Genomic DNA, 25,345 nt, shown 5'->3' on the forward strand with positions numbered 1-25,345 from the left:
TTATTCATATATTATGGCTTTATTACGATTCCTTTTTTTTGCTTCATACAATGCCACATCTGCTTTTTCTATAAGGGTTTTTATTGAAGAATCATCTGAAGGTATTAATGAACTTACACCAAGGCTTATTGTTACATAATTTGAAACTGGTGAAAAATCATGTGGTATATTTAAATTTTCTATGTTTTTTCTGATTTTTTCAGCTTCTATGAGAGCTAATTCTTTAGTTAATCCTTCAATTACAATTATAAATTCTTCACCACCGTATCTTGCTACTATTCCATAACTTGTATTTATGCTGCTAGAAAGAGTTTCACCAATTTTTTTTAAGCAATAATCACCAGTTTGATGACCATAATTATCATTAAAAAGTTTGAAAAAATCAACGTCAATCATTATTGCAGATAAAGGTATTAAGTTTTTTTTGCATTTGTTCCACTGAAAATTAATGAAATTATCAAATTTTCGTCTATTAGCAATGCCAGTTAGACAGTCTGTACAAGATAGTTCTTCAAGATTTGAATTTATTTCAATAAGTTCACTATTTATTTTACTTAATTCAATATTTTTTTCTGAATTAATTTTCTATTCTTGAAATCATTGAGTTTGTTATTGAACAATATTATTGATATTACCCATGATAGAATAATGAATATGGAAGAATAAAAAATGTTAATAAAAAGGAGTAACGTAGATTTCTGAGAAAAAAATAAGCAGATAATAAATATTATGTGAGTACACAAATATACTCCAAGAGACCATTTTGGTTTTAAATAAGGCATTATTGCCATTGCCATAGCAGCAACGCAATATACAGTAACTTGACCAGTTGATGCTTGGTCAAGTATTGATATAGCACCACTCCAAAACAATATATAGCTTATGAAAATAAAATTGAAAAATGGATGTTATCTTTTTATTTATAGTTTTATAGGACTCTATTTTTTTAAATATAAAAAACCAGAGTGGCGATACTATAAACATGGTAATATGGAAGTACATATGCTTTAAGTTTATAAATCCAAGAAAAGCTTTACCAGATGTTAAAATATAAATTAGAAAAATAATGAGCTCAAGTAATATAAAAAAAATGCATATTACTTTATTTCTGAATAAATTTATTTTAAACAATTCATTTGTGAATTCTTCGTCTTCGTAATATAAATCGTCTCCTAATATTTTACTGGTAACCCCAGGTATCAAGTTAATCACCTTGCTTATAGAAGTATTAAAAAATATTAACAATATTTCTAATTATACCATAAACTAGATAAAAGATAAATCAATGGTATAATGAAAATTACAAAATAATCTGTGCTTATAGGTAAACTACCTGAAACATTAAAATTAGCAAAAAGTTTTTTGATGACATTTAACTTATAAAAAATAAGTGTACAATTCACAGTTAAGGATAATTTGCCTTTTTATATATTATATTTTTAAGTATTTAAAGTTGTGTTATAATAATTAATATAAAAATTAGGAAGGATTTTGTTGATGTTTGATATAAAAATATTTGATGGAATGAAGACGGAAGAAAAGTACAATATGATGCTTAGCATGCTAAAATCTATTATTGAAGATGAATCGGATGTTATAACAAATATTTCAAATGCCACTGCACTTATAAATGCCATTATTGGAAGAATAAATTGGTGTGGTTTTTACTTTATTAGAAATGGAGAACTTGTTCTAGGGCCATTTCAAGGTATGCCTGCATGTACTAGGATTAAAATTGGTAATGGAGTATGTGGTACGGCAGTAAGAGAGAGGAAAGTTATGAGAATTGATAATGTTCATAACTTTAAAGGACATATAGCTTGTGATGCAGCTTCTAATTCAGAGCTTGTAATTCCAATAATAAAAAATGGAAAAGTTTATGGAGTACTTGATATAGACAGCGAAGAAGCTGCTAGATTTACTGAGTTAGAACAAACGTATGCTGAAAAAAGCATTGAATTACTTAGTAAATACATAGATTGGGAGAAACTTAGTCAATAACTTATTTTAGGAGATTAGAAATGGAATGTATTTTTTGCAATTATGATAATGAAAATTATATAGCTGAAAATAAATATGCTTTTGCAATACTTGATAAATATCCTGTTAATGAAGGACATACTTTGATTATAGCTAAGAGGCATTTTGAAAGCCTGTTCGAGGCTACACCAGATGAAGCAAAAGCTATATTTAGCCTTATTCATGAGGTTAAGGAAATTCTGGATGTGCAATATAGTCCACAGGGATATAATATAGGTGTTAATGATGGATATGCGGCAGGTCAAACTATTAGGCATCTTCATGTACACGTAATTCCAAGGTACAAAGGAGATGTAGAAAACCCAAGAGGGGGAATAAGAAATTTAAAAGTTTCATTGATTAATTATGACTGAAAATAAATGAGATTACCACACTAAATTAGAGTACAAAGTACAGAGGACAGTGAAGGTTGATTTACCTTCCTTGTGTCAGGTAAATCTAAAATTATATAAGAAACGTACGTAGTATGATGTTCAGTCTTGCTTTAAGGGGATAATGAGCTAAATAAGTATGAATCTTGATATTTACGATTCATACCCAAAATTCCGTAGGTACGGAGGAATTTTTTCCTTGCACTACTGTGGGAGCGAAGCATTGTTACTTCGCATTATTTTTAAAGTCTTCTTTTACTGCATTAAGCTTATCTTTATCTGTAATTAATGTAAGAGCAGTAAGTGCTAATATTTTTGCAGCATTTATAAGTGCCTCGTCACCTTCTTTTGAGATAGCGGCATCACAAAATTCCGTTGTATGAGGAGCTAAATTGTTGTTGCCAATTTTTAAATATGGCTGGATTGTAGGAGTGACATAGCTTACATTTCCTGCGTCTGTGGAGCCAAGACCATATCCAAGTGAAGTTTCCATATTGAGCCCAATCAGTTTTGCGTTTTTCACAAAAATCATATCAAGAGTTCTATTTATTAGGAAATCATCAATTTGATTTTGAAAAAAAAAAATGTCGTTTTTAGTTTTGCACCTGTAATTAAAGCTGCTCCTTTTGCAATGTTTATTACTTTCTGTGTGGTTTCATTGCAGGATTTTCTAGTTTCAGCTCTAATAAAGAATTTAGCTTTTGCATATTCAGGAACTATGTTTGGTGCATCACCACCATTTGTTATTATTCCATGAATTTTAATATCATTTGTTAAGTGCTGTCTTAATGCATTTATTCCGTTAAAAAGTTCAATTACAGCATTTAATGCATTTATTCCTTCCTCTGGGGCCGCAGCGGCATGAGCAGATTTTCCGAAAAATTCAAAATCTATTGGGTCTAGGGCAAGGCATTTGCCTGTTACAGAGTTTTTATTCCATGGGTGAACTATAAGACATGTATCAATATCTTTAAATACATCATTTTTAACAAAGGTTGCTTTTGCACTTCCGTTTATGCCACCTTCTTCAGCTGGAGTTCCAAGAACTACTATTTCTCCACCAATTTTATTAATCAAGTTTGAAATGGCAATAGCAGCAGCTACACTTGAAGTTCCTATTATATTATGGCCACAAGCATGGCCTATTTTAGGCAAGGCATCATATTCTGCAAGAAACCCTATTGTTGGACCAGATTTCGCGGATTTTTTTCTTGCAATAAAAGATGTTGGATGACCAAAAAGTGATTTTTCTAACGAGAATCCCTCTTTGAATAAAATATTTTCTAGAAGTTCTGAAGCAAAATATTCTTCATTACCTATTTGAGGATTTGCATGTATGTCGTGGCTTACTTTTATATATAAATCTTGTTTATTATTAATATCATTTATTATGTCTTGTTGCAAATTGCCTATATCATTACAATTTATATTCATATAAGATCCTTCTCCTTTGTTAAATTTAATATTATAATTTACAAACGTCAACCCAAGTAGCATTGGTTAAATTTTGTATATCCTGTGGTGAAATTTTTAAAGCTGTGTTCTGAGAACCAGCAGCAGGATACACATATTGAAAATCTTTTATTGAAATATCAAGATAAATGTTCATGTCTGCTTTAAGGCCAAAAGGGCAAACGCCTCCAACTGGGTGACCAGTTATTTCGTAAACTTCATTGTGATCTAGCATTTTTGCTTTAGTTTTAAAAAAATCTCTATATTTTTTATTGTCAACTTTAGCATCTCCGCGAGTTACAATTAAAATAGGTGTATTATCTTTCAATTTGAAAGCAAGGGTTTTTGCTACAAATTCAGGTTCAATGTGAAGGGTTTTAGCAGCAAGTTCAACTGTAGCACCACTATCCTCAAGTTCAAACACAGGGTCTTTTAGTCCTCTCTCAACAAAAAATTTTTTTTAACACTTTCTAAGCTCATTAAAAAACACCTTCCTTAAAAAATAAAATCTTCTTCAAAATATAAGAAGAAGATTTTTAAATTACAAAATTTAAATATAAAATTTCTCCTTATCTTTCAGAATAGTCTGTGGAATTAGCACCATATATGCAAATGTGACATATTGGTTGCTGAGATTTCATCGGGCCAGTCCCTCCATCTCTCTTAATAAGGTTATTTAATTGTGGATATTCGATTAATACTTAAAGTTTATACATATGTAATAAAAATGTCAATATTATAGCTATGATTTAAAAGAATTTTGATAAAAATTTATTAAATTAATACACTTTAAGTATTATTGGTTATTAAAACAATTATCAATAATTTTTTCAGCAAGTCTTTTTTGTATATTTGCGCTTAGGATAAGTTCAAGCACGAGCAAAAAAAGTTTTTCATCATAATCAAAGTTTGAATTAGTGCCTTCTATTGTTTGAAACATTTTTTCTAAATCTGTTTTAAGATTTTTGGATGATTTATTCTGTATATCCAAAAAACTATTGTATATTTCAGTGTAATTTATACTGTTTTTTTCATCTACAGTCATAAAATTCATCAGTTTGCCAATATCATTTATAGATAAAGTCTGTTTAAGATGATAAACCCATATAAGAATCATCATATGTTTTTTACTATACTTTTTTTTTTTATTTGGAGACGGTATTACCTTATTTTTTGCGTAATTATTTATCATCGTTTTGGATAAAATTATATCATCATTGTTTCTTTTAAAGTCTGAAAGTTTATTGTTCATAAAAGATGTTACCTGATCCATATATAGATCTATATCAGGAATTTCATAATCTTTAATTTCAATATAGTTTGCTATTTCATCAGCTAATTTTAGAATATCATCATACATATTATCACCCACTACAGTATATAGCATTAATTACTACGTTTCAATATATAAATATATTTTTATTATTTTCTAGATATTTGTATATAATCGGAACAGGTGACAAAATATAATGATATAAAATAAAATTTACGTGTTGAATTAAATCAGTAAACAGCATATTATATTATTATAATAATACATAGTTTTTGAAACTACGTATAACAACATGAGAGGTGAAAAATATTATGTTAAAATTAAAAGATCCAGTTAGTGGATTAACACATCTGTTTGCTGCTTTATTGTCTGTTGCTGCACTTACATTTATGATCCATCAGTCAGTTATTACTGATAACAATGTAAGTTTAGTTTCTTCAATAATATTCGGAATGAGTTTGATTTTTTTGTACTCAGCAAGTGCTTCATATCATCTTATAAATATCTCTAAAAGATTAACAGCGATATTGAGAAGAATAGATCATATGATGATATTTGTTCTTATAGCAGGAACATATACCCCTGTATGTCTTGTAACGTTGAATGGCAAAACTGGGAAAATGCTTTTTGTAGGTATTTGGGCAATAGCAATTTTGGGAATACTTTTTAAAGCTTTTTGGTTCAGTGCACCAAGATGGCTTTATACTTTATTTTATATAGCTATGGGATGGATAATTGTATTTGCATTTTCACCAATAAGCAAAGCAATGGCAGTACCTGGAATAGTACTTATGGTAGCTGGTGGTATAGTATATAGCCTTGGTGGTATTGTATATGCTTTAAAGTGGCCTATAAAAAATTCGAGATACTTTGGATTCCATGAGATATTTCATCTATTTGTTATAGCAGGAAGTGTACTCCACTTCTTGATGATATACAAATACGTTTTATAAAAATATTGCGAAGTAATACTGCTTTGTAACATTAAAAAAATTCTATAAATCTAAGGTAAAAAAATCATAAAATCCTAAGATATTTTAATAACTCCCATCGGCCAAGCAAATTAAAATATCTAGGTATTTTATGATTTTTTTACCAAAATTTATTGGAATTTTTTTAAATTGTTTCTTCAGCAGTATTATTTTACTTTCACAGCAGTACAAGGAAAAAATTCCTCCGTGTCTACGTAATTTTGGTACAAATAAATTTCAAGTTTGATTTATCTTTATAAAAAGAAGATAGTTGCATTTATCTTTACAAAGTGATATCATACTTAGGTAAAAATAGTTAGGAGGCTAATTTTTATGATGCATGATATGGACAAATATCCGGGGTATTGGATTAGAAGAATATTTAGAATTATGAATGTTATATATGACAAAGAACTTTCAAAATATAATTTGACTTCATCGCAAATTTCGGTTTTATTTAATATATGGAATAAAGATGGAATTACCCAAAAGGAAATACAAGAAAAATTAAATTTAAGAGCAGCATCTGTAACAGGACTTGTAGATACTCTTTGTGATAAAAAATTTATAACGAGGATTCAAGATGTTGAGGATGCAAGAGTTAAAAGATTGTATTTGACTGAGAAGGGAACTGAAGCTGAAAAGTTATCTACAGATATCATAAAAGGGCTTGAAAGCATTATTTCAAGCGGATTAACTGAAGATGAAAAAGTAATTTTTGTATCATGGCTTAAAAAGGCTTACAACAATTTCCATTCTATGGATAAGTAGTTAGGAAGCTAATAAAGTTGTGCGTGAAAAATTCAATTAAGGAGGAATGATTATGGATAATTCTAAAGAATTAGAATATGAAAGTGTAGGAAAGCTTTTAATTAAATTTTCTATACCGTCTATTGTAGGTATGGTTGTAAATTCCCTTTATACAATTGTTGATAGAATATTTGTTGGAAGAGGAGTAGGTTCACTTGCTTTATCAGGGGTAGCTGTTACTTTTCCTATATCAAATATTTTTATGGCTTTTGGAATGTTAACAGGAATAGGTGGAGCAGCAGCTGTTTCTATAAAGCTAGGGCAGAAAAAAAGGGATGAGGCAGAGAAAATAGTAGGAAATGTATTTACTTTAAACATTATATTTTCACTTTTAATAACTATTATAGGGATTGTCTTTTTAGATCCAATACTTAAAGCATTTGGTGCAAGTCCAGAGATAATGCCATATGCAAAACAATTTTCGTTTATACTTCTCTTAGGTGTAATACTTCAAAATTTAGGATTTGGAATGAATCCGTTAATGAGGTCTGAAGGTGAACCTAAAATGGCAATGATAACAATGCTTATAGGTTCAGTGCTAAACTTTACCATAAATCCTATTTTAATATTTGGATTTAAATTAGGTGTAAGAGGTTCAGCGCTAGCAACAATAGTATCTCAAGCGGTTTGTTCTTTGTGGATATTTTTATTCTTTACAAAGGGTAGAAGCTTGTTAAAGCTTAAAAAAGAAAATATGAAATTAGATAAGAAAGTTATAGGAGAAATAATAGCTATAGGTATGTCTCCTTTTGCTATGCAGCTTGCGGGGAGTCTTATTACAGTTACTTTTAATAAAAGCCTTTCTCAATATGGAGGAGATCTTGCAATAGGTGCATTTTCACTTATAAATAGTATTGCCATGCTAATATTAATGCCTGTTTTTGGCATAAATCAAGGGGCTCAGCTATAATTGGATATAATTATGGTGCACAAAATTTTCATAGGGTAAGGAAAGCCTTAAAATATGCAGTTGCCGCTGGAACATGTATTGCAACGGTAGGGTTTATTATAGTACACTTATTCCCTGTTCAAATAATAAGAATTTTTAATACAAGTGATGTAAAATTAATAGACATCGGATCAAGAGGGATATTTATATTTTTAATGATGCTTCCACTTATTGGATGTCAATGCGTGTGTGCAAATTATTTTCAAGCTATTGGTAAGGCTAAAATATCTATGTTCTTGAGCCTATCAAGACAAGTAATAGTTTTACTTCCACTTTTATTGATACTTCCACATTACTTTAAGCTAGATGGAATATGGATATCAGGTCCTATAGCTGATTTTATAGCATGGGCTTTAACAATGGTTTTTGTTGCATATAATATTAAAAAACTCAATTTATTTAATAAAGATATTAAGGAGATTAAAGAGGAAAACCTTGATGATGCTGTTGGATCAAGAATATGATTTTATGACCAAAGCAGTTCTTCAAGACCTTTAATATTTAAAATCTTTATGGTATTTTTGTCAAAATCTATTAACTGTTCATTTTTCATGTTAATTAATTCGCGTGATAAAGATGGTCTAGGGATTCCAAGCTGCTCAGCTAGCTGCTTTTTGGAATAAGCCATTTTTATCATTATGTTTTTTTGTAGAGTATGCTCATCTAGTATATAATTTGCTAATTTCTGCCTTATAGTTTGATAGGACATTGTCTTTACTTTTTTATTTAGCATAAGTATTTTATTTGATAAAAGAGTCATGAAATTATTAAGAAATATAGAATTTTCTCTACATAACTTCAATATAGATTCCTTAGGGATAAACATTATTTCACTTTTTTCAGAAGCTATTATTGTTGAAGGATACGTGTTTTTGTTTGAAAAAATTATGACTTCTCCAAATATTTTTCCGCAGTTTAGCGATGCCAATGTTAAACTTTTTTCCTGATTCATATATTTTTTGAACTTCTACATTTCCAGCTAATACAATTCCTATGCTAGAGCAAATATCATCTTCTATAGCAGGCATTTCATTTTTAAAATAATTTTTAATTAAATAATCTATAGAGGATAGACAAGTAGCAATTTCATTATCATTAAATTTTGAAAATAATATACATTTTTTTAAAGAACTCAATATTAAGTTATCCATGATAAATTTCCTTTCGCTCTTATTATTTTTATATTTATGAAATTTGAAGTTTTTAGGTATACATAAAAATTGAATAAGGTAACTAATGTTACCGATAGTTTTAATATATTTTAATATAATTTAAGCATAAAAACAATGAAAATTTATGGAGGAATGATTATGAAAAGAAAGATAGTAAACATAGATGAAAGAAAATGCAATGGATGCGGGTTATGCGTAAAGGCATGTCATGAAGGGGCAATTGAACTTACAGATGGAAAAGCTAAGCTTATATCCGATGAGTATTGTGATGGTCTTGGAGATTGTTTACCAGAATGTCCTACCGGAGCTATAACTATAATTGAAAGAGAAAGCAAAGAATATGATGATGAGTTAGTTAAAAAGAGAATGGAAGAAAAGAAAAAAGCAGAAAGCATAAATAAAATGCCATGTGGATGCCCTGGAAGTGCTGCTAAGAAAATTGAAAGAAAAGTTATTTCTAATAAAATGAAGGAAGTAATAAGCTATAATGATAATGTTCAATCTGAATTATCTCAATGGCCAGTTCAATTAAAGCTTATTAACACAAAGGCTCCATATTTAAAAAATGCAAGTTTGCTTGTGGCAGCAGATTGTACAGCTTATGCATATGCAAATTTTCATAAAGAATTTATAAAAGGAAACATTACTCTTATTGGATGTCCTAAACTTGATGATGTTGAGTATTATAAGGAAAAGCTTACAGAAATAATTAAGATAAATGATCTTAAAAGCATTACAGTTGTTAGAATGGAAGTGCCTTGCTGTGGTGGAATTGTAGCAGCGGTTAAAGCAGCAATGCTTGAAGCGGGAGTTATAGTGCAGTATAAAGAAGTTATTATAGGAACTGATGGAAGAATCATGGATTAATTATAGATAAACAAGCTGAAATATTTAAATTAACAATACCAAATTTATCCCTACAAACTGGAAGTTGATTCAGAGCACAGAGTACAAAGTGCAGAGTACAGTGAAGGTGGATTTACCTTTCGTTTCTCTCAGGTAAATCTTAGAACTTAATAGTGTCAGCTACGCTGAGCACTATATTTTAAGCGCTTTGATTAAGTTTAAGATTTTTTGTAGCGACAGCGGAGAAAAATCATCCTTCACTGTACTCTGTCCTCTGTACTTTGTACTCTGAGTTAAATTCCAGTTTAACTGGGTACATTTGAACATTGTAATTTCTAATTTAAGAGTAATTTAGGGGTGTTATTATGCTGAACATAACTGGATACTATCAAGAAACTTTTGAAGGAATTGAAGATGACAGTGATGATATTATTGTTAATAGTGTAGGACATCAAAAATTAATCACTAAAAACAAATTTGAAACAATAAGACCATGTGGACGACGTGATTTTCAAATTCTTTACCTTGCAAATGGACTTGGACACTACAAATTTGGTAATTCCTTTCAAACTGCAAAAGCAGGAACCTTTATTGTATATTTTCCAAATTACGAACAAAATTATCATTATTTACTTCATGAAAATCCAGAAATATATTGGATTCACTTTACAGGACATAATGCAGCTTCTTTATTAAAAAATTCTGGTTATTCACATACTGGTTTTTATACAATATCAATAAATAATAAATATGATGACTTGTTTAATAAAATAATTCAAGAAATTCAACTAAAACGATCCAATTACTTGCTTTTAACAAAATTATACTTACAAGAAATTGTAGCAAATATGTCTCGTGACACCTCAGAACAAAATACAGCACATCATGCTAAAAACGATATAATATTCAATTCGATACAATTTTTTCAAAGTAGCTATCAAGAGAATATCAATATCGAAAATTTCGCATTGGAGAACAATTTAAGTTACAACTACTTCATAAAAATATTTAAGGATTTTACTCAAATGACACCCAATCAATACATTATTCAAGCTCGCTTATCCAAAGCTAAAAATCTGCTGCTTGATTCTAACTACAATGTATGTGAAATTGCTGCAATGGTTGGATATGATAATCCCTTGTACTTCAGTCATATTTTTAAAAAATACACAGGAGATACACCAACTGGCTTCAGAAATAACACCCGAAATATTTTTCTTTAAATACTCTTTTATGATTTACAGCTACTAATATACCTGCTATAGGTTTACCGGCTCAACTATTAAGTTATACATGCCTCATAATGCCAAGAACATGGCGTTTTGAAACATGTATAACTTAAGTTTCAGCACAGTAGCCCTTTATAAGCTTTGTTTTACTTCTCTAAGCCTTTTGAGAATCCTTTTGTACTCCGCATCCAATTCTTGAATATCATCATTTTTTTCAGGCATAGAAAGCTTCCTATGATTTCAGATAATTTATTCTCTAAAATCATTTTCTCGTTCTTAGCACTAACATTTACATCCTTAGGTTTATTTATAAACTTCAAGTAATCATCATAATTTCCTCTAAAGGTATTTATTTTATGATTTTTTATAGTAAATATATCGGTTGCAACTTTTTTTATAAATTTTCTATCATGAGATACAAATAAAACTGTTCCGGCATAATCTTTCAAAACCTCTTCTAATGCCTCAATTGAATATAAATCTAGATAGTTAGTTGGCTCATCTAATATAAGCATATTGCTTCCTGTAAGAATCATCTGCGCAAAAGAAAGCTTTACTCTCTCCCCTCCGCTTAAAACTGAAACTTCTTTATATACATCTTCTCTTTTAAACAAAAGTCTTGATAAAATAAGTCTTGCAAAAGCTTCATCATAAACAGAAGTTTTCATCACATTGTAAAGCACTGTTTTACTTTCATCTAAAATGCTTAAATCCTGGCTAAAATATCCTATCTCAAGTGCTTTTGAAATTTTTATTTTCTCCTTATCATTTAGTATCATCTTTATTAAGGTTGTTTTTCCGCAGCCGTTATCTCCAATTAAAGCCACTTTAGCCCCACTAAATACTTCAAATTCAGCATTGTTAAATATTGTTCTTTTTCCAAATGCTTTATTAATATTTTCGCCTGAAATAACAACTCTAGAATGTACTTTATTTAATGCCTCAAAATCAATGTTTGCCTTTTCTACATTCACAACTTTTTTCCTTTGCCTCTAAGTGCTCAATTCTTGAATAAATAGCCTTTCTTGTTTTATCTAACTTTGCCTTAGATTTTTGATTTCCCATTTTTCTATGAAGTCTAGCTTCAGAATTTCCCATTCTCTTAGGTGCCTTTTTCATTGATACAGTTTTACTTTCAATTTTAACTGCCGCCCTTTCAAGCCTTTCTTTTTCCTTTACATACTGAGTGTATTCAAACTCTTTTCTATCTTTTTCCATTTTCTTTTGATTTATAAATTGAGAGTAGTTTCCGTCATATAGTTTAACTTTTCCATTTTCAATTTCAAGTATCTTGTTACAAACACTGTCCAAAAGTTCTCTATCATGTGAAACAAGCATTACACTACCATTAAAATTTAACAGCATTTCTTCAAATATTTTTACAGCTGATATATCTAAATTTGATGTTGGCTCATCTGCAAATAAAATGCTGCTTTTTTTACTAAAGGCTTCTGCTATTTTAAACCTTGTTTTTTCTCCACCGCTTAGATTACTATTGTCTTTATTTTTCAAATTAAATTTACTGCATAATTCATTATCCTTAAATTCATAATTAGGTTCTTCAAGCTGACTTATATAAGAATAACTTCCATAATGCTTTATATCCCCTTCATCTTTTTCAATTTTTGTGCAAAATATATTAAGTAGTGTGCTTTTACCCGCCCCATTTACTCCAACTATACCTATTTTATCTTCACTATAAACCTTTAAATTATCTATTTCTAAAATTAATCTATCTCCAAAATACTTTTTTAAATTATTTATTTCTAAATTTAGCATAAAAAAAAATTCCTCCCATTTGGTTAGAGAGAAACTAAATACTTTAATCATTAAATTTAATGTACCCTTTTTAAATATTACGAACTAAATCAATTCACAATTCACAATGCACAGTTCACAATGAAGGATGATTTTCTTCCGTTTCACTACAGAAAATCTAAAACTTATTGCTTACGCCATTTCAAGATAATACCTTGTTATGTTCGTTCAGCCAGCTGAACATCATACCAGTTTTTTATATAATTTTAGATTTATCTGACGAAAGGAAGATCAACATATGCGAGGTTTGGACAGAGTCCATTATCCTTCTAAAACTATATATTTGTAATCTTTTTATACCTTCACTGTGCATTGTGCATTGATTAAATTGGTTCGCAATATTTATTGTACAATAAATAATCAATTTTATATAAAAGTATGTAGTAATCCTCTCTAGAATATTATTGCATCACAAAAAAACATACTCGTGTACATATTTTTAAAACCTTGTGATGTTATTTGTTCTAAAAAAGATTACTTTCGCATCGCTTACATACCTTATCCTTTCAAAATATTATGATTATTATAACTCACTAATTTATATTTAACAAGTAAAATTGGCTGAAATACTACTCTCAGCCAATCAGTTCTTTAATTATCTATAAGAATTATTTATTATAACTTCATCTTCATCATAAATTAAATTTTTATCTGCACCTAAAATTTTGAACTCTGTTGGAGTACTAGTTTCCTTATGTTTCACTGTTATCTTATCACTAATATTAGCATCTTCTAGGGCATTACTTTCTCCGTCAATACTAATCTGCTTTTCAATATCCTTAAGATTAGGAACTTCTTTAACTAATGAAGCATACACTTTATCTCTATAGGCTTGATCTATAAATTTGACTTTACCTCTTTTAGGAATTTCCCTCCAGCCATTATTTTCTGATGAATCATTTGAAGGCGGCTGACAAAAATCAAATTCAACACTATTGTATATTTTATTATTTTTTTCATATTCTACATTATAATTTGTAGAATCCTTCTTTTCTTCAATTGAAGTTATTTTAATTTTTTCTCCATTATAATTAATCTCCATTGGAAGCTTATTTTTATCTATCTTATATACTTGTGAATTATTAGACTTATATTTCACTTCCATAGCAATTAATTTTATTCCTATTTGGCTCAAATTTTTATAATATACAGACTCAAATTCACGTGTTCCAAAATATCCTACATTTTCTCCAACTCCATATTCAACATTTCCACCAGGCTTATTAGAAATAGCCATTCCACCTCCAGGTCCAAAGTCCTCTCCAATATCTCCATTTACATATTCATTACCTAATCTTATGGAAAACATAGGATGTACCATTGATATACTCTTGTCTTTAGGAACAAAACTGTAATCCAAAATGCTTTTGAGCACTCCAACTTTAAGGCAATTAATCTTTAAAGTACCTATATCAAGAGCATATTCTTTATTTATATTAATTGTTTTGGTCTTTTGCATTGGAACCTGCATTTTTAATGACCAATCGACCTTCAAGTTCGAATTTTTTCCATAAATAAATGCATTTAAGTCAGCAAGTAAACTTTTCGAACCTTTTCCATCACTAAATGCAACAGTGTAAACTTGTATAGTGACAGGATTCTCATGCATATAATTTATAGCATCTTTATCCATTGTTATACAAAAAGCTTTTTCATTATCTTTTAAATATTCATTAGGAGTAGTGTATCCCCAGGTTGTAAATGCTTTACCATCTTTATCGCCAAATTTAACACTATTTATAGAATACCTTGGATCAGATACATCATAAATAACCTCCATACCCGTATCATCTGCGACAATTTCTTTTATAGTAAAGGTAACATTTTTATATTTAAAAACCTTATTTATTTTAGTAATATTATTGTGCTGACGGGCCAAGTCTATTTCCTGTTTATAAGGAATACTATCTGTATACTGAGCATATGCAAAAACAGAGGTTGGCAAAATTATTCCACATCCAATTAAAGCTGCTGCTGCCATATGAAGTTTTTTTCTTTTATTTTTAACATGCTTTCTAAGTTTTCTTTCAACATTATCCATTAAATCATCCGGAATATTAGTATTCATTTTTAAGACCTCCATTTATACATTTCAAAACATTTAAACTTCTATATATTTTTGTCTTAATCGTACTTAAAGGCATGTCCATAATATTTGATATTTCTTTTATGGAATAATCCTTAAGATACCTAAGTGCTAGTATATCTCTCTCGTCTTTTTTTAATTTAGAAAGAAGCCCTTCAATGATAATTTTATCATCAACAGACCTATAGGAAAATTCATCTCTTACAAAATTCAATTCTTCCTCTGAAGATGCTTTTACTTTTTCCCTAATGCTTCTTCTACACACATTTATAAGAACAGAAATATACCATGAATAAAATTTTTCTGGATTTCTTAATTGTTTTATTTTATCAAAAGCCTTTATTGCCGCCTCCGATATGCAATCCTCAGCATCATATTTATTTTTTGTATAAGTAAAGGAAATTTTATATATAAGCTCCTCTTTTTCTCTTAAAAGCTTCATAAATGCTGAAATATCCCCATTTTTGCTTTTTATAACAAGCTCTTCTACATCCATTTGTTACCTTCTTTCAACTGCTGCAGCACCTTTTATCTTACATACATTAGATAACTTACGAGTATAAAAAGTTTCAATAAATAAAAAAATCTTATTGAATTTAAAAAATAATCCAAACCTTAAACCAGAGTACAGATGACAGAGTACAAAGTACAGTAAAGGACTATTACTATACTCTGTACTTTGTACTCTGATTCTTGGTTCGTATTATTTTTATAGTGTAACCAACCACTTTAGGTTTATTAATTGGATTTAATTGCATAAAACACTACTGTTTCACCAGTTCATCTACTGTTTCTATCTTATATCCTTCTTTTTCAAATCTAGTTAAAAGTTCATCCATTATATCACTATTTGTTTTTGATACAGCATGCAAAAGAAGTACAGAACCATTATGTGTTTTGTCCATTATTCTTTTTATTGCAAATTCATGAGAAGGCTGTTTATTTTGTTCCCAATCTTCATAAGCAAAACTCCAGAATATAGTCTTATACCCCAATTTTTTTGTAGTATAAAGAGATAATTCACTATATCTTCCCATAGGTGGTCTAAAATACTTAGGCATTTTTTTACCTGTTACTTTTGTATAGGCATCTTCAACATCTGTAAGTTCCTTTTTAAATTTATTCTCATCTATTATTGATGGCATAGATGGATGCCTTGCGCTATGATTACATACTAAATGCCCTTCGTTAACCATTCTCTTTACTAAATCAGGGTTTTGAGTTATATACGGTTTAACGACAAAGAATGCTGCTTTAACATTGTGCTTTTTTAAGGCATCTAAAATTTTTCCTGTATAACCTTTTTCATATCCTTCATCAAAGGTTAGATATATTATTTTTTTAGATTGATCTCCCATGTAATAGCAGTCATATTTAGGTACAAACTTTGAAGATTCCTTTGGTGGTCCAGGAGTTACATTTTTGCCTGGATTCATATAGTACCACTCATATGCTCTAGAACTAAGTCCATTGTAATATTTAGAAAAAAATACATTTTTGAGCTGATCTAGTACAGGTTCTTTTATATATTCTTTAATTTCCTCCTGCTTCTCTGATTGCTTATCTAAAGTCTTGCTGCTACTTTGAGCTGCTGCACTATAGAAAAAACAATTAATTGTCAAAACAAAAGCCATAAAACCACACAAAATTTTACCTTTCAACAAATTTCACCTCCATTTTTAGTATGTTCAATCTGCCGATAATAATTAATATAAATAAAATTAATTTTTGCATACCAAAAAGCCATCTAAAGTTTTAAATACCTAAAGACAGCTTTCCATAAAATATTATAATAAATTATTTTCTATTTATTACTATTTGATATTTCTACATTTACTTTTCTTCCATTTAATTTCTTGCCCCGTACATTTTTTATTATAACTTCTGTAAATCTTTCTGGAACATCAATAAATGTAAACTTATCGAGTATATCTATATCGCCAATTTCGTTTCCTTCTACTCCTGATGCTTTATCTATAAACTCAAGAAGCTTCTTAACATTGACTTTATCTTTTCTTCCTACATTGATAAATAATCTTACATTTGAGTCAACGCCTATTGAATTTTCAGTATAGTCAAAACTTATTTCCTTTTCAAAAAGCATTTGCATAAGAGCAGCTGATATATCTACTAGATTATACTCATCATCTAATTTCTCAACAAAAGGAACATACTTCTTGAAATCATTTTTTTCTATATTTTTCTTTATCTTTTCAAGCATATTGTTATACTTTGTTTCAAAAATATCATCAACAGTTGGTATATCTTTTCTCTTTATTTTACTCTTTGTAAACTTTTCAATTTGTTTAAGCATTACATACTCTTTAGGAGTTACTAGTGAGTATGCTATTCCTTCTTTATTTGCTCTTCCTGTTCTTCCTATTCTATGAACATAAGATTCAATATCCTGTGGTATATCATAATTTATAACATGTGATATATCATGAACGTCTATTCCTCTGGCAGCAACATCCGTAGCTACAAGGAAATCAAGTGTATTTTCCTTAAACTTTTTCAAAGTATTTATTCTCTGATTCTGGTTCATATCACCATGCATTCCCTCAACATTGTATCCTCTAACCTGCATGGATTCAACAAGCTCATCTACGCCTCTTTTAGTCTTGCAAAATATTATAGTACTTTCAGGCTCATCTGCATCTATAATTCTGCATAAAGTTTCAAATTTATCTTTATTCTTTACTTCAAAATAATATTGTTTTATCTTTTCAACAGTTAAAGAATTTTTAACTATAGCAATGTGCTTTACTTCATTTTTCATGTATCTTGAAGCTAATTTTTTTATAGGTGCTGGCATTGTTGCTGAAAAAAGCATTGTTTGTCTGTCATCATTACTAGATTTTATTATTGATTCTATATCATCTATAAATCCCATATCAAGCATTTCATCTGCTTCATCCAAAACAAGAAACTTAATGCTATCAAGTTTTATTGTCTTTCTATTTATATGGTCTTTTATTCTTCCAGGAGTACCAACTATTATATTAACTCCTCTTTTAATTGATTTTATCTGTCTATCTATAGACTGACCTCCATAAACAGGTAATATTCTAGTTCTGGCATACCTTGCAAGTCTATTTAATTCGTCTGTAATTTGAATTGCAAGTTCCTTGTTGGGGTTAGTATCAAAGCATCTATCCCATTTGTTTTTTCCTCATCTGATATCTTACTTATAATAGGGGCACCAAATGCGAGTGTCTTTCCTGTTCCTGTTTGTGCCTGACCTATCATATCATTTCCTTCAAGTACAACTGGAATTGCTTCTGCTTGAATTTGAGAAGGTTCTTCAAATCCCATATCATCTATTGCCTTTAATACGCTGCCACTTAACGCTAAATCATTAAATTTTATATTTTCCATTAAATCTTTCCTTTCCTAGATACTTACGATTATTATTTAAAGTATAATAATCGAATTGTTTAAGATACATAAAATGGCTGTTGACGAGATCAACAGCCACTAAAAGTTCTCTTTTAATTATTTTCTGAAGGATCTATTTTGCTTTCTTGATTTTCTGCATTCAGGGCATCTTACTGGATCATTTTCAAATCCTTTTTCTTTATAGAATTCCTGTTCTCCCTCAGTGAAAACAAATTCTTTACCACAATCTTTACAAACGATAGTCTTATCAGCCATATTAAACATCTCCTTTTTTTAGTTCTAATCTAATAAATAAAAATTTCAATTTCCATAAAAAAAGGAGATGTGAATTTCTTATATATTAAATTACCTTATTTATAATATCACACAAAGTTCCTTAATGCAAGATGCTTTTAAGGCTTAGCATTATTTGCTTTTTAGTGAAAACTCATATATTGCAATACCTGCAGCTATAGTCAAATTAAGTGAATCTATAGTCTTTTGATGAGGTATAAGTACACTTGTTCCATACTCAAGAAAATTGTCACTTAACCCCGCTGCTTCATTACCAAATACTATTGAAAAAGACTTATCTTTTTTAATTTCTAAGCTATCTAAAGTCACTGCACCTTTTAACATAAAAGGATATATATCATGTTCACTATTTTCCTTAATATAATCTTCAAAACAATCGTAATGAGTAAAATTCAATTTAAAGATTGCTCCCATAGAGGCCCTTACTACCTTCGGATTAAATAAATCTGCACCGTGGCCTATAACAGCAAGATTATTTATTCCAAAACCAATCATGGTTCTTATAATTGTTCCTATATTACCCATATTGCTAGGATCTACAAGTACAACATGGCTTTTACTCTTATTAATATGTGATTTAAACTTTTTAAAAACTCCTATTACGTAGCAATTTTCTTTAGGACTTAATTTATTAAAAAGTTTATCATTTTCTCTACCTCTATATTCTTACCATTACAAACATTATATATACTATCTTCTGATGATTTTTTATCATAATTAGTGCTTACTAAAACTTTTACTACAGCTTCAGGTTTGAAATTGATGAGTTCCATTGTTGGAAATGCACCAAAAGTATAAGAATAATCAAAATCCTTTTTATAACTTTTTAATTTAAAATCCATATCTAAATCTCCTACTACATTTATTTTAAGCAAAAGCACTTTTTTATTATAATACTATTTCTTATGCATTTCAAAACGTCATATGTAGGAAGATGTGAAAAAAGGTATTCTATAGGTTTTACTATACTGCACATAAAGCCTTATGAGCGGCTCGTAAAAAAGAATACCTATATTTTTCACATGCTCCTGTAGATATACTACTTGAAGCATTAAAATTAACAAAAAGTTGTTTTAGTAGCATTTAACTTATAATAATCAGTTCACAATGCACAATGAAGGATAATTTTAGCATTGCATTCTTAGGCTTTCAGGTAATATTTCTATACCTCTTTAAGCCTCCACATAATACTCGAAAAATCTTTTGTTTCCCTTGGCACTTCAATTCCAATATACATAAGCTCATCTCCACTGCAAATCATATCTTCGCCAATTATTTCATACATAGTGCTTGGATCCAAACCTTGAAGCTTAATTCTAATTGGAAGAATATTAGGCTCCGCAAGAACTTTAAAATATGATACTACAGCTTCCTTTTTATCCTCCGTAACAGATATCCATGAAGTTTCATTTCCTTCAAAAGGACTCAATATTCTATAAAAGTCACCAAACTGAATGATATGTCTTATTTCTTTATAAATTTCCACCTGTTTTTTAACAATAATTTTTTCTTCTTCCGTGAGCTTTGTAAGATCTAGTTCATATCCAAAATTACCTGCCATGGCTACATTTCCTCTAGTCTCCATGTCTGTTATTCTTCCAATCTGATGATTTGGGCATGCTGACACATGTGCCCCCATTGAAATGTTAGGATAAACTACACTTGTTCCATACTGAATTTTAAGTCTTTCAACAGCGTCTGTACAATCACTTGTCCAAGTTTGAGGCATGTAATATAAAATTCCTGGATCAAACCTCCCACCACCAGATGCACAGCTCTCAAAAAGAACATTTGGAAATCTAGAAGTTATTTCATCCATAACCCTGTATAGTCCAAGTACGTATCTATGTGCCGTTTCCCTTTGATGTTCAGATGACAGCTTTTCAGAACCTATTTCAGTATATGGCCTATTCATGTCCCATTTTACATATGATATATTGGCATTCTTAAGTATCTCAGACATAAATCTTACTATTTCGTCGCATACATCCTTTCTTGACAAATCGAGAACAAGCTGATTCCTTTGATGCTTGCCACTGGATCTTTCCCTATCAGAAACATGAAGACACCAATCTTGATGTTTTCTATATAAATCACTATCAGGTGAAACCATCTCAGGTTCAAACCATATTCCAAAAGCTAGTCCCATGTCATTTACATCTTTCACAAGCTTATGAAGCCCATTTGGAAGTTTATTTCTATCTTCAACCCAATCACCTAACGAACAGTTATCTGAATTTCTCTTTCCAAACCATCCGTCATCTAGCACAAATAGTTCTATGCCAAGTTCGCTTCCAGCTTTTGCTATATCCTTTATTTTTTCCTCAGTAAAATTAAAATATGTTGCCTCCCAGTTATTTATAAGTATTGGTCTTTCTTTATCTCTATAAAGTCCCCTACAAAGTCTATTTCTATAAAGTTTATGATAAGTCCTTGACATATCTCCAAGCCCATTTTTTGAGTAAACCATTACAACTTCTGGTGTTCTAAAACTTTCCCCTGGGGTCATTACCCATGAAAAATCAAACGGGTTTATACCTATATTTACTCTTGCTTTTAAAAATTGGTCAACATAAACTTCTGCTAAAAAATTTCCACTATAAACAAGGCTAAAACCAAAAACTTCTCCGTTAATTTCATCCGTATTTTTGCTTAATAATGCAATAAAAGGATTTTGTTGAGCACTGCTAAAACCTCTTGCACTATCAACTGCTTGAATACCAGGAACAAGAGCATGTCTATAAATACTTTTTTCTCTAGCCCAAGAACCAGAAAGCTGTAGCATATCATAATTTGAGCTGTCAAAATCAACACTTGCACTCATTACCTTTAATAACTTTAACTTTTCTCTTCCGTAATTTATAAATTTTGTTGATCTTGTAATAACATTATAATTTTAAAACCGTATAAGTAAGTACTACGTTTAGCCCTGTGAGCTTGTCAATCATTGTAATTTCAAGAGTATCAGCTTCATCATCATTTTCAACATATGTAGCTGGTAACCCTTCAAGCTTTGGTTTTCCACCGTATATTTTATATGAATTATATACTAAGTTGCTTATTGTGCTTCCATTCTCAAGTTGTACATGATAAGCTGGGCTTCTAAAATCACCAGTTCCATAAGCTGGATATTCCTGAGGTAATACATCCATATTAAAGCTTGTAACCTTTGGGTCATAATTCAAGGTGGATATTATTGATTTATTTCTAAAATTTATGTTCTTTATTGTCCTCCCCCAATAGGCATGGGCAATTTTCCCATCATCACATATTTGAATTATATAACTCATATCTGCAGCTTTTAAATGAAATATTTTTTCTTCTTCACTGTAACTTATTAGCATTAAAATCATCTCCTTAATTTTATGTTTTCATTTTATAACTTTTACTGGTTTTATAATATGGAATAATGTATACTAATGATATTACAATGTTGCTATCTTGAAAGTAAACATACGCGAGGTTTGGGCAAAGCCCATTATCCTTCTTAAACATAATTATATGCACTTTTTATAATACGCGAGGTTTGGGCAAAGCCCATTATCCTTCTTAAACATAATTATATGCACTTTTTATAATACGCGAGGTTTGGGCGAAGCCCATTATCCTTATTTAACAAGATACTATTCACTTTTTATTTATAATACACATAGAGGTGATTTTTAAAATGTTCGTAGAATACACCACTTCAAAATATGTTAACACAGACCTTAACGTAACATGCTATGGTCATCAGGCATGCTATAGTAAACATTACTGGGGACCCGGGATAAGAGATTACTATTTAATACACTATGTCATAAGAGGAAAAGGAATTCTAAAAACAGCAGAAAAAGTATATGAAGTAAATGCCGGTGAGACCTTTATTATAGAACCAAAAACTCTATCTTACTATGAAGCTGATAAGGATGATCCATGGGAATATTTTTGGATTGGTTTTAATGGTATAAGAGCAAAGCACTATGTGTCTCAAATATACGAAGAAAACACTTGTCCTATTTTTGACTGTAAAAAAAGTAATGGACTTGAACAATGCCTAAGTGAAATGTTATCTTACTCCTATGAACAAGATGGTAGGGATATAATTCTTCAATCTTATTTATATAAATTCATTTACCTTTTAATTAAAAGTATTGGTATAGATAAAAGAAATACTCAAAACAATATTGCAGAAAAATACGTAAATGATGCTGCCGCATATATATGCAATAATTATAGTAATGATATAAAAGTATGCGATATAGCTAAATATGTTAACATTACAAGGGCGTATCTTTTTAGACTTTTTAAAAAATACTTGCATACTTCTCCGCAGCAATTTTTAATAAACTTGAGAATGGAAAAAGCCTCCGAACTTCTTAAAAATCCATGTTTTACTATTGGTCATGTAGCACGTTCTGTGGGTTATAGAGATGTACTTTTTGTTTTCTAAAATATTCAAGAAAAATATTGGTATATCTCCTAGTGAATTTAGGAAACAAATATGAAAGGATAATTGTCTTATGAATTTAATAACTCTTAATAATATATCAAAAAAGTTATGGTGAAAAAACTATTCTAAACGATATAACTTTTACTATAAATTCAGGTGAAAAAATAGGTTTAATTGGAATAAATGGGACTGGTAAATCAACTCTCCTTAAAATAATCTGTGGACTTACAGACTATGATTCTGGCAGTATAACAACTTCAAATGAACTTTCAATAAGCTATCTTTCACAAAATACATATTTTGACGATGACTCAACAGTTATGGAACAAATTTTTAAAGGTAACTCAAAAGAAGTAACAACTTTAAAAGCTTATGAAAAAGCAGTTCAAGATGCAGAAATTCACCAACAGGATAGAAGAACTCAAAAACTTATTGTTGATTTGACCCAAGAATTAGACGCTTTAAACTTATGGGATATGGAAAGTGAAGCAAAAACCATACTTACAAAGCTTGGAATTAAAAATTTTGAAGAAAAGATAAGAAATCTATCTGGTGGACAAAAAAAGAGAATTGCTCTAGCAAGTGCTCTTATAACTCCCTCTAATCTTTTGATTTTAGACGAACCAACCAACCATCTCGACAGTGAAACAATTTTGTGGCTTGAAAAATACCTAACTCAAAAAAAAGGTGCAGTATTTATGATAACTCACGATAGATATTTTCTTGACAGAATCACAAACAACATGTTTGAACTTCACAATGGTAAAATATACACTTACACAGGAAATTATAGCGACTTTTTAAGCCAAAAACTTGAAAGAGAAGAAATGGAAAAATCCTCAGAAGAAAAAAGAGAAAATCTTTTAAGAAGAGAACTTGCGTGGATAAAAAGAGGAGCTAAAGCAAGGAGTACAAAACAAAAAGCAAGAATACAGAGATTTAACGATTTAAATGATAAAGAAGCTATAGACATACAGTCCAAAATTGAAATTTCTGCGCAAAGCTCAAGGCTTGGTAAAAAAGTGATTGAACTAAAAGATATAAGAAAAAGCTTTGGCGCTAAAAAATTAATAGATGATTTTAGTTTTATTTTTTCTAAACATGATGCTGTAGGTATAGTTGGTCCAAATGGCATAGGAAAATCTACACTTCTAAATATAATAACAGGTAGCATTCTTCCTGATAATGGCATTGTAGATGTTGGTTCAACAGTTAAAATAGGATATTTTTCTCAAGAATCTAAAGATATGGATGAATCCTTAAGAGTAATTGAATATGTACGTGAAGGTGCCGAATTCATAAAAGATGAAAGTGGTGAACTTATAAGTGCTTCCAAAATGCTAGAAAACTTTCTTTTCTCAGGAGAAATGCAATGGACTCCTATCTCAAAGCTTTCTGGCGGTGAAAAAAGAAGACTCTATCTTTTAAGAATACTTATGGAAGCTCCTAATGTTCTTATACTGGATGAACCTACAAATGACCTTGATATTGAAACTCTTACAATACTTGAAGATTATCTTTACGGTTTTTCTGGTACAGTAATAACAGTTTCTCATGATAGATATTTTCTTGATAAGGTTGTAAATAAACTTATCATCTTCAAAGGTAACGGAAAAATAGAGTACAATACTGGAAATTACTCCGAATACCTTGAAAAAGCAATTTTAGATGAAGAACCTAAAACAGAAAAATTAAAACAAAATAAACCTAAAGAAGAAAAAGCTAAAAATCACAAGCTTAAATTTTCCTATAAAGAGCAAAGAGAATACGACGAAATAGATGGGTTAATCGAAACTGCAGAAACTGAACTTGCTGAGCTTGAAGATAACATAGCTTCAGCTGGAAGCAATTATGTGGCTTTACAGGAATTTTTATCCAAGAAAAAAGATCAAGAAGATAAGCTTCAAAATTTGTATGACAGATGGGAATACCTAAATGAATTAGCAGAAAAGATCAAAAATCAGAAGTAACAATATTGAAAAGTATTAAACAAAATTCATCCTGATAAACTGGAATTTAACTCAGAGTACAAAGTACAGAGGACAGAGTACAGTGAAGGATGATTTTTCTCCGCTGTCGCTACAAAAAATCTTAAACTTAATGCACGCAAAGCGCTTAAAATATACTTACCATGATCTACGTGTCCTATTGTTCCTATGTTTACATGTGGTTTGTTTCTTTCAAATTTTTCCTTTGCCATTTC

The 25,345-nt window shown here is 29.8% G+C and carries 20 protein-coding genes, 6 pseudogenes and 1 riboswitch; of the genes and pseudogenes, 9 read left to right on the forward strand and 17 right to left on the reverse strand.

The features are described from left to right. Positions 1–582: a diguanylate cyclase gene (locus tag AGR56_RS15010; RefSeq protein WP_084757059.1), complete on the reverse strand. Its 582-nt coding sequence runs from the start codon at positions 580–582 to the stop codon at positions 1–3. A 915-nt stretch (positions 583–1,497) separates the two neighbouring features. Here AGR56_RS15010 and AGR56_RS15020 point away from each other — a divergent pair. Further along, entirely contained in the window at positions 1,498–2,001 is a 504-nt protein-coding gene (locus AGR56_RS15020) for a GAF domain-containing protein (RefSeq protein ID WP_053242905.1), read from the forward strand. 20 nt (positions 2,002–2,021) lie between these two features. Continuing rightward, on the forward strand, positions 2,022–2,393 hold the full coding sequence (locus tag AGR56_RS15025) for an HIT family protein (RefSeq protein WP_053242906.1): 372 nt from the start codon (positions 2,022–2,024) through the stop codon (positions 2,391–2,393). Positions 2,394–2,637: 244 nt separating this feature from the next. On the opposite strand, the gene AGR56_RS22140 is transcribed toward AGR56_RS15025, so the two are convergent. From AGR56_RS22140 to AGR56_RS15040, 4 genes and pseudogenes are all read right to left on the reverse strand, one after another. After that, complete coding sequence (locus AGR56_RS22140; RefSeq protein WP_242851473.1) at positions 2,638–2,943, reverse strand: hypothetical protein; 306 nt, start codon at positions 2,941–2,943, stop codon at positions 2,638–2,640. A 17-nt stretch (positions 2,944–2,960) separates the two neighbouring features. Beyond that, positions 2,961–3,845: a M20 family metallopeptidase gene (locus AGR56_RS15030; RefSeq protein WP_242851474.1), complete on the reverse strand. Its 885-nt coding sequence runs from the start codon at positions 3,843–3,845 to the stop codon at positions 2,961–2,963. A 31-nt stretch (positions 3,846–3,876) separates the two neighbouring features. Continuing rightward, positions 3,877–4,343, reverse strand: a pseudogene (locus AGR56_RS15035) (YbaK/EbsC family protein). Positions 4,344–4,429: 86 nt separating this feature from the next. Next, a riboswitch (SAM riboswitch) is annotated at positions 4,430–4,536 on the reverse strand. 123 nt (positions 4,537–4,659) lie between these two features. After that, positions 4,660–5,223 carry a DUF1836 domain-containing protein gene (locus AGR56_RS15040; protein WP_053242907.1) on the reverse strand — a complete coding sequence of 188 codons (564 nt, stop codon included), beginning with the start codon at positions 5,221–5,223 and terminating at the stop codon, positions 4,660–4,662. Positions 5,224–5,444: 221 nt separating this feature from the next. Here AGR56_RS15040 and AGR56_RS15045 point away from each other — a divergent pair, with 221 nt between their 5' ends. From AGR56_RS15045 to AGR56_RS15055, 3 genes and pseudogenes are all read left to right on the forward strand, one after another. Beyond that, complete coding sequence (locus AGR56_RS15045; protein WP_157055824.1) at positions 5,445–6,089, forward strand: hemolysin III family protein; 645 nt, start codon at positions 5,445–5,447, stop codon at positions 6,087–6,089. 351 nt (positions 6,090–6,440) lie between these two features. Next, a complete protein-coding gene (locus tag AGR56_RS15050) occupies positions 6,441–6,878 on the forward strand; it encodes a MarR family transcriptional regulator (protein ID WP_053242909.1) in 438 nt (145 codons plus the stop codon). A gap of 52 nt (positions 6,879–6,930) precedes the next feature. Then, positions 6,931–8,330, forward strand: a pseudogene (locus AGR56_RS15055) (MATE family efflux transporter). Positions 8,331–8,332: 2 nt separating this feature from the next. On the opposite strand, the pseudogene AGR56_RS15060 reads toward AGR56_RS15055, so the two are convergent. Then, positions 8,333–9,017, reverse strand: a pseudogene (locus AGR56_RS15060) (Crp/Fnr family transcriptional regulator). Positions 9,018–9,176: 159 nt separating this feature from the next. Between AGR56_RS15060 and AGR56_RS15065 the strand changes: the two are divergent. Together AGR56_RS15065 and AGR56_RS15070 are read left to right on the forward strand one after the other, a co-directional pair. Then, positions 9,177–9,905, forward strand: coding sequence for a 4Fe-4S dicluster domain-containing protein (locus tag AGR56_RS15065; protein ID WP_053242910.1), 729 nt, complete (start codon positions 9,177–9,179; stop codon positions 9,903–9,905). Positions 9,906–10,249: 344 nt separating this feature from the next. Then, a complete protein-coding gene (locus AGR56_RS15070) occupies positions 10,250–11,107 on the forward strand; it encodes an AraC family transcriptional regulator (protein WP_053242911.1) in 858 nt (285 codons plus the stop codon). Positions 11,108–11,259: 152 nt separating this feature from the next. Here AGR56_RS15070 and AGR56_RS23520 read toward each other — a convergent pair whose 3' ends face one another. The 10 genes and pseudogenes from AGR56_RS23520 to AGR56_RS15115 form a co-directional block, all read right to left on the reverse strand. Continuing rightward, positions 11,260–12,087 (reverse strand): ATP-binding cassette domain-containing protein, encoded by an 828-nt coding sequence (locus tag AGR56_RS23520; protein ID WP_347460491.1) that lies wholly within the window; start codon positions 12,085–12,087, stop codon positions 11,260–11,262. Further along, a complete protein-coding gene (locus tag AGR56_RS23525) occupies positions 12,062–12,892 on the reverse strand; it encodes an ATP-binding cassette domain-containing protein (RefSeq protein WP_347460492.1) in 831 nt (276 codons plus the stop codon). The genes AGR56_RS23520 and AGR56_RS23525 overlap by 26 nt, the downstream gene beginning before the upstream one ends. A 634-nt stretch (positions 12,893–13,526) precedes the next feature. Next, positions 13,527–14,999: a DUF4179 domain-containing protein gene (locus AGR56_RS15080; protein WP_053242912.1), complete on the reverse strand. Its 1,473-nt coding sequence runs from the start codon at positions 14,997–14,999 to the stop codon at positions 13,527–13,529. Then, positions 14,989–15,513 carry a sigma-70 family RNA polymerase sigma factor gene (locus AGR56_RS15085; RefSeq protein WP_053242913.1) on the reverse strand — a complete coding sequence of 175 codons (525 nt, stop codon included), beginning with the start codon at positions 15,511–15,513 and terminating at the stop codon, positions 14,989–14,991. Before AGR56_RS15085 ends, AGR56_RS15080 begins: the two co-directional genes overlap by 11 nt. Positions 15,514–15,781: 268 nt before the next feature. Next, positions 15,782–16,678 (reverse strand): delta-lactam-biosynthetic de-N-acetylase, encoded by an 897-nt coding sequence (gene pdaA, locus AGR56_RS15090; protein WP_242851475.1) that lies wholly within the window; start codon positions 16,676–16,678, stop codon positions 15,782–15,784. A 143-nt stretch (positions 16,679–16,821) separates the two neighbouring features. Next, positions 16,822–18,395: pseudogene (locus tag AGR56_RS15095) on the reverse strand (DEAD/DEAH box helicase). 117 nt (positions 18,396–18,512) lie between these two features. After that, positions 18,513–18,671: a zinc-ribbon domain-containing protein gene (locus AGR56_RS15100; protein ID WP_053242914.1), complete on the reverse strand. Its 159-nt coding sequence runs from the start codon at positions 18,669–18,671 to the stop codon at positions 18,513–18,515. A gap of 150 nt (positions 18,672–18,821) precedes the next feature. Beyond that, complete coding sequence (locus AGR56_RS15105) at positions 18,822–19,310, reverse strand: TrmH family RNA methyltransferase (RefSeq protein ID WP_347460544.1); 489 nt, start codon at positions 19,308–19,310, stop codon at positions 18,822–18,824. Positions 19,311–19,333: 23 nt separating this feature from the next. Then, positions 19,334–19,552: a hypothetical protein gene (locus tag AGR56_RS15110; RefSeq protein WP_053242916.1), complete on the reverse strand. Its 219-nt coding sequence runs from the start codon at positions 19,550–19,552 to the stop codon at positions 19,334–19,336. Positions 19,553–19,872: 320 nt separating this feature from the next. Further along, a pseudogene (locus tag AGR56_RS15115) lies at positions 19,873–22,054 on the reverse strand (alpha-galactosidase). A gap of 323 nt (positions 22,055–22,377) precedes the next feature. Here AGR56_RS15115 and AGR56_RS15120 point away from each other — a divergent pair. Together AGR56_RS15120 and AGR56_RS15125 are read left to right on the forward strand one after the other, a co-directional pair. After that, positions 22,378–23,142: an AraC family transcriptional regulator gene (locus tag AGR56_RS15120; protein ID WP_053242917.1), complete on the forward strand. Its 765-nt coding sequence runs from the start codon at positions 22,378–22,380 to the stop codon at positions 23,140–23,142. A gap of 70 nt (positions 23,143–23,212) precedes the next feature. After that, positions 23,213–25,112, forward strand: a pseudogene (locus AGR56_RS15125) (ABC-F family ATP-binding cassette domain-containing protein). A gap of 26 nt (positions 25,113–25,138) precedes the next feature. Here the strand turns inward: AGR56_RS15125 and AGR56_RS20830 are convergent. Continuing rightward, positions 25,139–25,342 (reverse strand): hypothetical protein, encoded by a 204-nt coding sequence (locus AGR56_RS20830; RefSeq protein WP_084757062.1) that lies wholly within the window; start codon positions 25,340–25,342, stop codon positions 25,139–25,141. Positions 25,343–25,345 lie beyond the last annotated feature (3 nt).

Source organism: Clostridium sp. DMHC 10, from assembly GCF_001270375.1.
GTDB classification, from domain to species: domain Bacteria; phylum Bacillota; class Clostridia; order Clostridiales; family Clostridiaceae; genus Clostridium_S; species Clostridium_S guangxiense.

Coding starts and splice junctions, on each gene's coding strand:
- AGR56_RS15040 (WP_053242907.1), bottom strand. CDS start 5,223: ATGTATGATGATATTCTAAAATTAGCTGATGAAATAGCAAACTATATT.
- AGR56_RS15065 (WP_053242910.1), top strand. CDS start 9,177: ATGAAAAGAAAGATAGTAAACATAGATGAAAGAAAATGCAATGGATGC.
- AGR56_RS15050 (WP_053242909.1), top strand. CDS start 6,441: ATGATGCATGATATGGACAAATATCCGGGGTATTGGATTAGAAGAATA.
- AGR56_RS15100 (WP_053242914.1), bottom strand. CDS start 18,671: ATGGCTGATAAGACTATCGTTTGTAAAGATTGTGGTAAAGAATTTGTT.
- AGR56_RS15025 (WP_053242906.1), top strand. CDS start 2,022: ATGGAATGTATTTTTTGCAATTATGATAATGAAAATTATATAGCTGAA.
- AGR56_RS22140 (WP_242851473.1), bottom strand. CDS start 2,943: ATGATTTTTGTGAAAAACGCAAAACTGATTGGGCTCAATATGGAAACT.
- AGR56_RS15085 (WP_053242913.1), bottom strand. CDS start 15,513: ATGGATGTAGAAGAGCTTGTTATAAAAAGCAAAAATGGGGATATTTCA.
- AGR56_RS15110 (WP_053242916.1), bottom strand. CDS start 19,552: ATGGATTTTAAATTAAAAAGTTATAAAAAGGATTTTGATTATTCTTAT.
- AGR56_RS15120 (WP_053242917.1), top strand. CDS start 22,378: ATGTTCGTAGAATACACCACTTCAAAATATGTTAACACAGACCTTAAC.
- AGR56_RS15080 (WP_053242912.1), bottom strand. CDS start 14,999: ATGAATACTAATATTCCGGATGATTTAATGGATAATGTTGAAAGAAAA.
- AGR56_RS15070 (WP_053242911.1), top strand. CDS start 10,250: ATGCTGAACATAACTGGATACTATCAAGAAACTTTTGAAGGAATTGAA.
- AGR56_RS20830 (WP_084757062.1), bottom strand. CDS start 25,342: ATGGCAAAGGAAAAATTTGAAAGAAACAAACCACATGTAAACATAGGA.
- AGR56_RS23525 (WP_347460492.1), bottom strand. CDS start 12,892: ATGCTAAATTTAGAAATAAATAATTTAAAAAAGTATTTTGGAGATAGA.
- AGR56_RS15020 (WP_053242905.1), top strand. CDS start 1,498: ATGTTTGATATAAAAATATTTGATGGAATGAAGACGGAAGAAAAGTAC.
- AGR56_RS15030 (WP_242851474.1), bottom strand. CDS start 3,845: ATGAATATAAATTGTAATGATATAGGCAATTTGCAACAAGACATAATA.